At 47.5% G+C, this 12864-nt stretch carries 10 protein-coding genes and 1 tRNA gene; 7 read left to right on the top strand and 4 right to left on the bottom strand.

Annotated features, from left to right (window positions below; genetic code table 11):
* Window positions 1-23: 23 nt before the first annotated feature.
* Both AC2YIT_RS22400 and AC2YIT_RS22395 read right to left on the bottom strand, forming a co-directional pair.
* On the bottom strand, window positions 24-1727 hold the full coding sequence (locus tag AC2YIT_RS22400; RefSeq protein ID WP_487280652.1) for a DUF262 domain-containing protein: 1704 nt from the start codon (window positions 1725-1727) through the stop codon (window positions 24-26).
* Window positions 1728-1984: 257 nt separating this feature from the next.
* A tRNA-Phe gene (locus AC2YIT_RS22395) sits at window positions 1985-2057 on the bottom strand.
* A gap of 225 nt (window positions 2058-2282) precedes the next feature.
* Between AC2YIT_RS22395 and AC2YIT_RS22390 the strand changes: the two genes are divergently transcribed.
* The 4 genes from AC2YIT_RS22390 (at window position 2283) to AC2YIT_RS22375 (ending at window position 5572) form a co-directional block, all read left to right on the top strand.
* Window positions 2283-3641, top strand: coding sequence for a 4Fe-4S dicluster domain-containing protein (locus AC2YIT_RS22390; protein ID WP_487280651.1), 1359 nt, complete (start codon window positions 2283-2285; stop codon window positions 3639-3641).
* A 14-nt stretch (window positions 3642-3655) separates the two neighbouring features.
* Window positions 3656-4453 carry a (Fe-S)-binding protein gene (locus tag AC2YIT_RS22385; protein ID WP_430843854.1) on the top strand — a complete coding sequence of 266 codons (798 nt, stop codon included), beginning with the start codon at window positions 3656-3658 and terminating at the stop codon, window positions 4451-4453.
* An 89-nt stretch (window positions 4454-4542) separates the two neighbouring features.
* Entirely contained in the window at window positions 4543-5043 is a 501-nt protein-coding gene (locus tag AC2YIT_RS22380; RefSeq protein ID WP_430843853.1) for a hypothetical protein, read from the top strand.
* Window positions 5044-5089: 46 nt separating this feature from the next.
* On the top strand, window positions 5090-5572 hold the full coding sequence (locus tag AC2YIT_RS22375; RefSeq protein WP_430843852.1) for a gliding motility lipoprotein GldH: 483 nt from the start codon (window positions 5090-5092) through the stop codon (window positions 5570-5572).
* Between the two features lie 9 nt (window positions 5573-5581).
* Here AC2YIT_RS22375 and AC2YIT_RS22370 read toward each other — a convergent pair whose 3' ends face one another.
* The gene (locus AC2YIT_RS22370) at window positions 5582-6796 is read right to left on the bottom strand and encodes an AI-2E family transporter (protein ID WP_487280650.1); all 1215 of its coding nucleotides are present in this window, start codon (window positions 6794-6796) and stop codon (window positions 5582-5584) included.
* On the opposite strand from AC2YIT_RS22370, the gene AC2YIT_RS22365 reads away from it, so the two are divergent.
* Complete coding sequence (locus tag AC2YIT_RS22365; protein WP_430843850.1) at window positions 6795-7604, top strand: hypothetical protein; 810 nt, start codon at window positions 6795-6797, stop codon at window positions 7602-7604. The two genes, AC2YIT_RS22370 and AC2YIT_RS22365, sit on opposite strands and share 2 nt — an antisense overlap.
* Window positions 7605-7691: 87 nt before the next feature.
* Window positions 7692-8402, top strand: a complete 711-nt coding sequence (locus tag AC2YIT_RS22360; RefSeq protein WP_106594009.1) for a response regulator — start codon at window positions 7692-7694, stop codon at window positions 8400-8402.
* A gap of 3 nt (window positions 8403-8405) precedes the next feature.
* Here the strand turns inward: AC2YIT_RS22360 and AC2YIT_RS22355 are convergent, their stop codons facing one another.
* Window positions 8406-10907 carry an AsmA-like C-terminal region-containing protein gene (locus AC2YIT_RS22355; protein ID WP_487280649.1) on the bottom strand — a complete coding sequence of 834 codons (2502 nt, stop codon included), beginning with the start codon at window positions 10905-10907 and terminating at the stop codon, window positions 8406-8408.
* A 210-nt stretch (window positions 10908-11117) separates the two neighbouring features.
* On the opposite strand from AC2YIT_RS22355, the gene lysS reads away from it, so the two are divergent.
* Window positions 11118-12833: a lysine--tRNA ligase gene (lysS, locus tag AC2YIT_RS22350; RefSeq protein ID WP_430843848.1), complete on the top strand. Its 1716-nt coding sequence runs from the start codon at window positions 11118-11120 to the stop codon at window positions 12831-12833.
* Window positions 12834-12864 lie beyond the last annotated feature (31 nt).

The following is a 12864-nucleotide window of genomic DNA, read 5'->3' as shown; positions in this document are numbered from 1 at the left end:
TTAAGTGAAGTAGTCAAGACACCTCATTGACTGAGCTGGCTAACTTTCCAAATCCCAACAGCTTGATTCGCCATCCACTTTTGCCTAACACCAATCCGCTCGGCGTTCCATATGCTGTTTTCAGCAGCTATTTTAGAGGTAATTGCAAACTGACTATTTCCCAATATTGGTCTTTTCTCTTCAAATCCGGCGTTTCCCAATTCCTTATTCTGACTCACTGACATAAGCGTCATATTCCCTAACCGAAATACCAATTGTTCATGATCCCTATCCGAAATGTAGTCCCAAGCCTCTCCTGGGTTTTCGGGCAACACGTGTTCAATATTGATCGTATCACTCTCAAAGTCTAGATCGAGACCGGAAACCTGTTTCTCGATATTGAAAAGAATATACCTTACAATACGTTTATTTCGAGTTTGTGTCGTCTTCAATTGCTTTTCGGAAAATGCCGCCCTAAACGTATCATCATTTATATAGATCGATCGTAATTCCCTTATGGTAGCACCCACGCTACTAATTGCTCCATTCGCAAGTTTTTCTGAGACACTGTTGTATACCCTTTCTTGTTCATTTGTTGCTAAACCACCAATTACATTGTATCTAAACGAAATGATGCTACATACCTTTAACAAGATTGCAAAATCACTTTCTGAAAACTGGCGATGGCCTGCAAGTAACAGTGGATACAACTGGGTTACACCAAACATCTTCAATTCGCGGATAAATTGTTTTTGTTCAGCGGTCCACAACGGATCCTCAGGCTTCGTCAACGCAGCGAATGTATCACCATCAGCTTCCATATTGCGAAGGAGTTGGAATACGGACTGTCGATCCTGAATCTGATCTCTTATCCGCTTGAATAATTCGGAATGCCTAACAAACCTATTCCTGCTATTCCAATGAGTCCTTAAAAAGTCAGGAAAACTCTCACTACCCATTTTACCGACCAATCTTTCCCACTTATTTTCCAACTCTAACATCTCATGCTCTGAGCTGTTATGTTTGTGAACAACCGAGAACAGATAATTCTTCAAAAGGTCTGTTGATGATAATTTTACGCCTCGCGCATTCAAAGTTTCGAATACCTTATAGGCATTGAGTTCATTACTTACTGTGATTACAGTAAAGAACAGAATATCTGCCAGTGTATCTATAAACTTGGCTAGTTCTGCACCATCTCTACCCTTCCCAAAGCTTTCGTGAATTTTCGAGTAGAACCATTCAAATGATTTACGTAACAGGTGTTCAGTTGCCTTTAAATTTCGCTTGGGGGCTGGCTGCAACGTTACAAGGTAATTCTGAAAGAGATAGTCGTTGTTTCTATTAAGTGTCAGCTTCGACTTCGGAATGAGTGTTACAGGATCCAAGAAACCAATAAAGGAATTTCTAAGCTGATCTTGACGCTGTTTATTCCTTTCGGAGTCTATTCCGTCGTCAATCAACTTTTGTAAACTTGATAAAACAGCGAGAATTACAATGCTCAGGGTAGTAAGTCTCTGCTGCCCATCTATCACGTCGAAATTCTTGCTATCCTTCGATTGGAGAACCAAATAACCCATATAATGCGACTCCTCTCCACCGCCCTCAAGTACATTCATTATGTCCAGCCACAAATCATCCCACTCAACTTCCGTCCAACTGTAATCTCGCTGGAATCTGGGAATGGTATATAGTAGTCCATTCCCTAACAATTGACGATATGTCTGATTTGCTGTATTGAAATTCATGGTTGCCATAGTGTCGATCGGTCACAAATCTGTTGGAGACATTAAGATAGTATAAATACATTTGGCAGAAAAAATGTCCCCCAAACAGTAAGTAGGTAAGATTCTGTACTTCATTGCTATCAACACCAATCTCCGGACCGACAATCACGGTTTAGGTCCACGGTGCAGTAACAAAATAACACTGCGATGCTAACGTGTCTTAGAAAAATCAAAAACGCCTTGACAGCTAAACTATCAAGGCGTAATGCATTTTAAAGTGGTGATGGACGGAATCGAACCGCCGACACATAGATTTTCAGTCTATTGCTCTACCGACTGAGCTACATCACCGTTTCAGTTGGCACCTTTTGGGACTGCAAAAATAGATGTCTGTTTTGGCTTTACAAATATTTTAAGCAAATATTTCTGAAATAGTTTTTTAAGAGTACGTATCACACTGATTATCTTACATTTAATTTTACGGCATATTAATTTACACCCAATCCATTTGCGCCGGAATGCATTTTTATCCTACCTTGTTAGTATGCAAGCATACCAAACCAGCCCTTTTTCGCAATGGCGATCTTACAGCAAATCCTCTTTATAGCCGCCCTCGGCGCGACGGCCTGGCTGATTTACCAGCGAGTCGGCATTATCGGCAGAACGATCCGGCTTGGGAAAGATGAGAATCGCACCGACCAGCCCGGCAAGCGCCTTTCGATCATGATGCGCATCGCGTTCGGACAGAGAAAAATGTTTGACCGACCGCTGATCGGCTTACTCCATTTTGCCGTTTATGCAGGTTTCATACTGATCAATATCGAAATACTGGAAATCGTGCTCGACGGCATTCTGGGCACGCACCGGATCTTCGCCGGTCCACTGGGCTCGTTTTACGGCGTTCTGATCGGCTTCTTCGAACTGCTGGCGTTAGGCGTACTCATTTCTTGCTCTATTTTCCTGGTCCGCCGAAGCGTTCTGAAAGTGGAGCGTTTTCAACCAGTACGCCACCGTGAGATGACCGGATGGCCACAGCTCGATGGCAAGCTGATCCTGGTTTTTGAAATCGTACTCATGATCGCTATCCTTACGATGAATGCCGCCGATAACGCATTGCAGGACCTTGGTAGCGCACATTACCCGGTCGTGGGCGATTTCCTGATCAGCCAATGGTTGAAACCCCTGTTTGCGGGCTGGAACGAAGGCGCATTGATCGCCTACGAGCGCATTGCATGGTGGATTCACATTCTGGGCATTTTCATTTTTGCGGTTTATCTCACGTATTCCAAACATTTACATATTGTGTTGGCATTCCCCAACACTTATTTCTCCCGACTGGAACCCAAGGGTGAAATGAAGAATATGCCCGAGATCACGCAGGAAGTAAAAATCATGCTGGGGCTCGAAGCGCAAGCAGGAGATGTGGCGGTTCCGGAGCGCTTTGGCGCGAAGGATGTGCCCGATCTGACGTGGAAAAACCTCATGGACGCCTATTCCTGCACAGAATGCGGGCGCTGCACGGCAGCTTGTCCGGCTAATATCACGGGTAAAAAGCTTTCGCCGCGCAAGATCATGATGGACACACGCGACCGGCTGGAAGAGGTCGGCCGTAATATGCTCACGAATAAGGGCGAATTTGTGCCAGATAACAAAAGCCTGCTTGGTGACTATATTCTCGAAGAGGAAATCCTAGCATGTACGACGTGCAATGCGTGCGTGCAGGAATGCCCGGTGCTGATCAACCCGCTCGATATTATCCTGCAATTGCGCAGGCATAAAGTGATGGACGAGGCGCACGCGCCGGGATCGTGGAACATGATGTTCCAGAACCTGAATACCAACCAGGCGCCGTGGAAGTTTTCACCTGGCGACCGGTTCAACTGGGCTTCGGCAGTGGCAGATAGTGGCCCGAATGGCAATTCAACAGCATCCTAAAAGCAGCAATAAATATGAGTGAGATCGCATACCGGGTGCCTACAATGGCCGAAATGGCGGCAAGCAATGAGACTCCCGAAGTTTTGTTCTGGGTAGGCTGTGCCGGGTCGTTCGACGACCGCTATAAAAAGGTGACAGTCGCTTTTGTGAAAATACTCAACAGTGCAGGCGTGAAATTCGCGGTACTCGGGACGGAGGAGAGCTGTACAGGCGATCCGGCCCGGCGGGCAGGAAATGAATTTACATTTCAGATGCTGGCCATGTCGAATATCCAGGTTTTGGATATGTATAATGTGAAAAAGATCGTCACAGCATGCCCGCATTGTTTTAATACACTTAAAAATGAATACCCGGCATTGGGGGGGAACTACGAAGTGCTGCACCATTCGGAATACCTGCAGCAACTGATCGACACCGGTCGCGTACGCTTGCAGGGGGACGAGGTTTTTAAGGGAAAGAAGATCACTTTCCACGATTCGTGTTACCTTGGCCGTGCGAACGATGTTTACGAAGCGCCCCGGCATGTGCTGGAAGCGCTGGATGCGGATCTGGTCGAAATGAAGCGTTGCCGCACGAAAGGCTTATGTTGCGGCGCGGGTGGCGGGCAGATGTTTAAAGAGCCCGAACCCGGCAGAAAAGACGTGAATATCGAGCGGATCGAGGAAGCCTTACAGACGGGTGCCGATACGATTGCCGTGGCATGTCCGTTTTGTATGGTAATGATGACCGACGGTGTGAAAAATAAAGAAAAAGAACAGTCGGTGAAGGTATACGACCTTGCCGAGCTGATAGCCCAAGCCAAAGGTTTGTAGCCAGATATTGCGAGAACTATGCAGCTAGCACGGTTGTTTTAAATACCCATACAGTACACCGTTTAACCGGCATTTAACCCTTTTTAACCATGTACATCCCTTTTAGTGATATCGATTTTCAATCCCGGGTCTGGGTGTATCAGGCCAACAGGGAACTCACCCCGGAAGAAACAGGAATTATCACCGAAACGCTGAAAGCTTCGCTGGATACCTGGGAAGCACACGGCAAACCACTCACCGCCTCCGGAAAAATATTCGAACACCGCTTCATTGTGATCGCGGTGGACGAACGCGACGAACTGCCAAGTGGTTGCTCGATCGACAAGTCGGTGCATTGGTTGCAGGAAATCGGGCAGCGGATGAATATCGATTTCTTCGACCGCTCACTTGCATACGTCGACGAGAACGACCACGTAAAAACCATCCCGGTACCGAAAATCAAGCAGGCAGTGATCAATGAAACGATCCTGCCGACCACCACGATTTTCGATAACCAGGTGGCTACCAAGGCCCAATGGATGAGCCGTTGGAAAATCCCGGCGTCGAATTCATGGTTGAGCCGTTATTTTACGGAGCAAACCAGCTTATAAAATCGATAAACAGATACTTTTGCAATTCAACATATCAGAGTCTTTCATGAAGTTCGTCCGGCTGGCTGTCGTCGTTTTTTTGGTGTTCCTTTTATCAGGCTGTGATAAAAATGTCGTCTATAAAGCCCACGAGGATATTGATGACGGACTCTGGTATATTAAAAACAAACCTTCATTCAAAGTAGAGATCACCGACACGACGCAGGCCTATAACCTGTATTATGTGTTGCGGAATGCACTGCAATATCCGTACTATAACCTCTACATCACACGCAACTTCGCCGGGCCCGACGGGAAGGTCATTTCTAATACATTGGAAGAGGTGTTTATTTCCAATGAAATCACCGGTAAGCCGTATGGCCACGGCTTGGGCGATTTGTTCGACCATAAAATTCCTTTCCTGAAAAATTATCGTTTCCCGCGCTCAGGAACTTACACATTTACAATATCCCAGTCTATGCGCCAGAACCCGCTGCCGTTTATCATCAGCGTCGGAATCAGTGTGGAAAAAGTGGCTGTGGAAAAATAGCCTGATAACTCAGACAACGGACCCGGGAGGGACGCCGCCTTCCGGTTTTTTCTTCGGTCTGTTGCGGTGCCGGCGGTAGGGCTTTTTTTTGAATTCCTTTGCGACCGCCTGTTCCCTGGCGAAATCGGCCTTTTCTTCCGCAACTTCGTGCACCGGCTCACCCAGCAGGAAGCCGTAAGGTTCGAGGCTTGGAATGGTGTCCATAATCACTTTCAGGATTGCGGTAACCGGCAATGCGAGGATCAAACCGGAAAGCCCCCAGAGCTGTCCCCCCAAAAACAATGCGACGATGGCCGCCAGCGGGTTGACGCTCACTTTCGAGCCCACAATATGTGGCGTGATAAAGTTGCCTTCCAGAAATTGTACAAAGCTCATAACGCCTATCACGCCGAGCGCATACCAGGGCGAATCCATGGTGACGATGCTCAGCAATGCCGGTAATATCGAGCCAATCAGGATGCCTATGTAAGGTATAAGAATCAGAAAGCCGGCGAGGAAACCGAAGAATATCGCATGCGGAACGCCTAATATCAACAATCCGACACTGTTTAGCACGCCCACGATCAGGATCACCAGGAACAGACCGGAGAGATAGCTTTGGATTACCTCGTAAATTTTCTTCAGCAGTGCATTCAGCTCTTCGTTCGGCACACTGCGAATGGCTTTATGAACAAACATCCTGAAAAAATCGCGGTAGAGCAGGAAGAAGAATATGTACAACGGGATTAGCACAAATGTAGAAATAGCGCCAGTCGTCGTCACAAGCGTATTAAGCAACACCGCACGACCCTCGCTCAATGCGTTGATCAGGTACTTTTTGGCCTCGCTGACCTGCTGGGTACGGCTGATATTCAAGTAGCGCTCACCCATCGTAAGCGTCTCGTCGAGGATTGCCTCCGCCTTTTCAGTAATGCGGGGAAGCTCTTCCGCAAAACTGCCTATTTGCATCGAAACGACGTAAACGAGGATCACAAGCACCGTAAATAGTGCAAGAATGCTCAGTAGAATGGCCCCTATCCGTGGTACTCGCCGTACTTCGAGCCATGCGCAAACCGGGTGCAGCAGGATCGCCAGCAAAATCGAGAACGCCAGCGGGATAATTGTTTCGCGAAGTACGTAGAGAATGTATACCGTCGCGATGAGCGCCACGAGCGAGCTGGCGATCTTTAAGTACACGGGGGTTTCGCTATCTTTGTTTGGAAGAGGACGCAACGTTGAATTCATGAACAAGCTGATATATCTGTGGTTAGCGGTCAAAACGGTGTTCTGTACCTGTCAGCCCGATCACAGAACCAATGATTTTAAGAAAGTTAAAGCGCATTACAAAAATAGCAAAATAGGAAAGCTTCCCGCGGTGGCTTCCGAAAGTTCGGGACTGGCCCCTGGCAAGCAGCCCGGCACGTTCTGGACGCATAACGACAGCGGCGGGAAACCGGAGCTGTACCTGTTCGACCTGGACGGCAAACTACTCGATACAAAAGCCGTTCCTAACGCCAAAAACATCGATTGGGAAGACCTGACGCACGACGACAAAGGTAATCTCTACATCGGCGATTTCGGAAACAATGCCTCACAGCGTGATGTTTTTGACATTTACCGCTTCAACCCGGAAAGTAATGGAAGCGAGCGCATTACATTTCGTTACCAGTCAGCGGCACCCGATTGTGAGTCTTTTTTTTATCATCAGGGAAGTTTGTATCTTTTTTCGAAAAACTGGGGCAAGGACAAATGGGTGAAAATGTACCGCCTCCCAGCGCAGGCCGGCGAGCATAGCATCGCGCCCGGCGACAGTATCCGCATTAGTGCACAGGTTACTTCCGCAGCCATCAGCCCTGACGGTAAAACATTCGCATTGCTGACTTATGGGAAAATATTGCTGTTCGAAACGGCTGGTGACAACATCGATTTCAGTAAACCAAAAGGCTGTTTCCGCTTTTCAAGGAAGCAAACCGAGGCCATTGAATTTTTGAACAATACCGATATGCTGATCACCAATGAGCAAGGCGGCGTCTATCGGACTACTTTTCGTTGATGTTATGTTTATGTTAATATTAGATTTCCTCATGTAATGTGAACATCACATCTGCTAATTTCGAATCGTGTTTTAATCATCAAAACAATGAGCACTGCTAAATCTGCAAACTCGGCTCCGAAAGTACTGGTAGTTGACGACGATTCCGACATAGTTGAACTTCTCGAATATAACTTAACCAAGGAAGGCTATTCGGTATTAACTGCTTCCAATGGGAAGAAGGCCATCGACATCGCCAAGGCATTCGTACCGGATCTTATCCTCCTCGATATCATGATGCCTCAGCTCGACGGCATCGAAACCGGCAGGATCCTGCGCCAAAATCCCGATATCAAGAACACCTACATCCTGTTTCTGACTGCCCGCTCCGAGGAATATTCGGAGGTAGCGGCGTTCGAGGTAGGTGCCGACGATTATATTACGAAGCCTATCAAGCCACGTGCATTGATGAGCCGTATTAATGCATTGTTCCGCCGGGAAGCCCAAAAAGCGGAGTCGGGCGACACGATCGAAATCCTCGATTTGTCGATCAACCGGAAGAATTATACGGTAACACAGGGAGGCGAGAAATCGACTGTTCTGCCTAAAAAGGAATTTGAATTGCTATTCTTCCTCGCACAAACGCCTAACAAGGTTTTCAGCCGCGATGAGCTTTTGCAGAAAATCTGGGGAGCGGATATTTATGTACTCGAACGGACCGTCGACGTGCATATCCGCAAACTGCGCGAGAAACTCGGCGACAATTATATCAAAACTTTGAAGGGAGTAGGCTACATGTTCAGCAACGAGCGGGAGTAACCGTCACCGCTCGATATCTTCCAGCTTTTTGACCTCAGAGTCCTCGCCTTTTGACTTATCCTTCTTTTTTCTGCGGAAGGCGAGTTTGATATTTACCTCCCCGTTTTCATCGACCGCCCTGAGGAATATCTTCGACCCCTCTCTTTTTTCAGGGTTATTGGGATCCAAAACGTAGGTCGAATCACGCTTTTTGAGGTTGCTGAGCGGGATTTGAATATTGATATCGGTTTTATTCCCAAAACTGTAAATGCCGTCGATATAGAGCGTCAGCACATTGGATTCAATTTCCATCGGCGCTATTTCTATTTCCTGCCCGTTCAATCGAAAATCATTCCGGATGGGGGCAAATTTGACCCGTTCGAAATTCCGTCTCTTGAAAATCAACTTCTTCATCTTTATAAACGGCTCGAAGTTGATAATGTAAGCGTTTGTCAGATCGATCCTCAGCAGCCCCTTCATGCTGGATGGTACCAGCTTCACATTGTTATTCAATGCGGATTCAAAGCTGAAATCGGTGTTGAGAATGCCTTTCAGGTTCTGGTGGGTAAGCGTTTTCTGGCCAAAATTATCGAAAGAGTAAAAAACGGAATGGACATCTGCATTCGCGATTTTCCCGCGTACAGCCATATGCGGCAATTCCCCCGAACCGGCATTGTCCATTTCACCCGAAAGCCGCACATTTCCTCCGCCGAAAGCTTTTAACACAAAATATTCGATCCTCACCGCATTGTTGCTGATCGTAAGCTGGCCTTTCACGTCCCTACCCGTAAAATGCCTGTACCGCACCTTTTTCGCGTCGAGTTTCGCCACGATTTCCATTTTATCAATTGCGTTATCCAGCAGCTCCGAGAGTTTGAGCGACTTTTTTGCCTTTGGCTTACTGCTTCCCCTGGCCGCCAGCAGAGTTTCCAGCCAGTTGAGCTGCCAATCGGGAATATTGATGTCGACGTTGGCCCGTAACGGCTTGGGGGAGCCGAAGAGATAGGGGATAAGGTCGAGCAGCGTTCCACGTACATACAGCATATTCTGCCCGTCATAGAACCTGAGGTTAGGCAACACCATTACCTTTTCATTGAATGTCAGGTCGCCATTGATTTGGCTTACCCTCACCTTTTGCGGGAGGTAGTCCATCCCGATGTTTTTGAGTGAAACCCTGCCCGATACTTTGCCGTCAAAATTGTCCTTAGCGGGATTATAAAACTTCTTCAGATTGCCACTGAAGTGAAAGTCGATCCGGGCCGAGCCGTTTTTGAAACGATAACGTCCGGGATCTAGCAATGCCCCGAGATTAGTGGAATCGGCTTCGATACGACCGTCGATATGCGCCCTCGGATTTCGAAAGTTATTAACCACCAGCTTGAATGCAAATGGTATGGTTTCAAAAAAGCCTGTTATCTTCGGCGCTATCAGCCTCGAATTGAAGACGTCAGCCAGTTTTGTCGTGTCCGCACGGTTTGTGAATGTTCCGGAAGCTTTCATTTTACGCAAAACGCCCACCGGAAGGTTGTAGCGGAAAGTGTCTGTTTGAAAATACACATCCACCTGCGGTTTGAGCCCCGGCCTGCCTAAAATCCCGGCTACCTTGACCTCCGTATCCACATTCGTCTGGATCCCGATCGAGTCGATCTGCTCTTGCAGCCGTTGGTTCAGCAATGGCAATGCATTTTTCACCGGTATTCCCTTTGCTTCGAAATTGAGGTGAAATATTTTGATTGTGTCTGAAAAATCGAAAACGCCATTGATTCCAATTTTGTCGTGCGTTGCGCTTTCGAGTGTTGAAGGGTAAATTTTCAGCTTTTTTTCGTCCTGATCATAACCCAAAGCCAAAGCCAGCGTCGTTTCCTGGTTCATCAGAAAACCACCCTTTTCAACTCTGAATGTTAATCCATTGAAAAGCACTGCCCCGGTAAGACTGGCATTCATGCTCGAATCAGTCCGCTCGATGATGTTGGTCGCGTCATGAAAAAGCGCTCCGTAATATTTCTCCTTTACCGAATCCGAATATGACACTGCGAAGTTGAGAAAGCGGATATTTCCCAGCTTTTCGAGAATCTCGTTGGCGTCCTTTTTTCCTGTTTTATTTTTGTTTTGCTCTTCAAGTTTGAAAATAGATGCATTGGAATACCCGTCCCGCTGAACAAACATTCTGAGTCCGCCGTCTTCCAGCACGAGGTTCTTTACCTCTACATCTCCTGACAAAATGCGCTGGAGATCGAGTGCGACGTGCATTTTCCCGGCTTCGAGAAACGGTTTATGATGAACGTTATAAAGCGTGTCGGTCAACTTTACGTCGTATAATGTGAAATTCAGCCCCAGGCCGCCGTAAAATGGCCTGAATTTAAAATCGGCTATTTCGAGGTTCCCGTTAAGATTTTCATTGATCACCTTCTTAGCCCTCAGGAAAAGGGCTTCCCTGTTCTTATAAACCCAAAGCTCGACCGCCCCAAAGAGCAGAGCGCTCACCAGAGCAACGATACCAATGACTTTTAAGACCTTTTGAGACATCTAACGAAGAGGTTTAGCGCTGTTGATGAAGGGGAACAGTTCACTCCGATCTACAATATAAGCAAGACATTAATAGCGTGCCAGAAATAATGTCCCACCGGCCAATACAGCATCTTAACGGCCGCTTTACTCGCTATTCAGGACAAAATGTAGTAGTTTTGCGCACTCTTTTGGAATACCTACTTCCATTTACCAATCCATTGCTGTAAGATGCTACTGAGCGAACAGGAAATACTGCGCCGTCAAAAACGCGAGGAACTCATGCGAATGGGCATTGAGCCTTATCCTGCGGAAGAATTTGTCGTAAACGCTTACGCGGCCGACATTCTTAAAAACTACGAAAACAACAAGATCGACTATAAAAACGTCACAATGGCCGGCCGGTTGATGGGCTTCCGTATTATGGGAAGCGCTGCATTTGCCGAATTCCAGGATGCCACCGGGCGTATCCAGTTGTATTTCCGCCGCGACGATCTTTGTCCGGGCGAAGACAAGACATTGTACAACACCGTTTTCAAGAAACTGCTCGACATCGGCGATATCATTGCCGTGAAGGGTTTTGTTTTCACGACACAAACCGGTGAAATCTCCGTGCATGTGCAGGAGTTCAAGATTCTCAACAAATCGCTCCGTCCGCTGCCGGTCGTGAAGCGAGACGAGGACGGCAATGTGCACGACGGTTTTACCGACCCCGAGCTGCGTTACCGCCAGCGTTACGTGGATTTGATCGTAAACCCGGAAGTCCGCGATATATTCATTAAACGTGCACGGATCATCACCACTATGCGTTCGTATTTCGATGCGAATAACTGGCTGGAAGTAGAAACCCCGGTATTGCAATCCATTCACGGGGGCGCGGCTGCGCGTCCGTTCACAACGCACCACAACGCGCTTGACCTGGGCCTGTACCTGCGTATTGCGACGGAGCTTCACCTGAAACGCCTCATCGTGGGTGGCTTCGAAGGAGTTTATGAATTCGGGAAACTGTTCCGTAACGAAGGAATGGACCGCACACATAACCCCGAGTTTACGACTGTGGAGCTTTATGTGGCTTACAAGGATTACCTTTGGATGATGAATATGACCGAGGAAGTACTCGAAAAAGTAGCACTGGCAGTGAATGGCACTACCAAGGCGAAATTCGGGGATGTGGAACTGGATTTTGCCGGCCCTTATCCAAGACTGAGCATTACCGACGCCATCAAGCAATATACCGGTCTCGATGTGGAAGCGCTCGACGAAGTGGCGATCCGGGAACAATGCCGGGCGTGGGGAATGGAAGTTACCGAAAGCATGGGCAAAGGCAAGCTGATCGACGAGATTTTCGGAGAGAAAGTGGAATCGAACATTATTCAGCCTACTTTCATCATCGACCACCCGGTTGAAATGTCACCGCTGACTAAGAAACATCGCACCAAAAAAGGCATGGTGGAACGTTTCGAGTTGTTTGTGAATGGCCGTGAAATAGCCAATGCGTACTCCGAGTTGAATGACCCGATCGAGCAGAAGGAGCGTTTTGAAGACCAGCTCCGTTTGAAAGAAAAAGGTGACGACGAGGCGATGGAGATGGACGACGACTTTATCCGTTCGCTGGAATACGGCATGCCTCCAACCGCCGGTATCGGTATCGGCATCGACCGTCTTACCATGCTGCTGACAAACAATGCCAGTATCCAGGAAGTGATTTTCTTCCCGCAAATGCGTCCCGAAAAGAAAGCGGAAATTGCGAAAGAAGCTGATTATGTGAATGCGGGCGTACCGGCTGTGTGGGTACCGGCATTGCAGAAGATGAATATCCTGACGATTGAGCAACTGAAAAGTGCAAATCCGAACAAAATCTTCAACGATTTGGGTGGAATGCGCAAAAAGCTCAAAATAGATGAAAAAATGCCGTTGCTGGACGAGGTGAAGTCGTGGGTAGCATAGCTTTCAAATTAAAAATGCCGCTAGTGAGCGG

This window comes from Dyadobacter sp. SRI_021 (genome assembly GCF_057586235.1).
The sequence above is the reverse complement of the archived record's forward strand: the minus strand, read 5'-3'. Positions and strand labels throughout refer to the sequence as shown.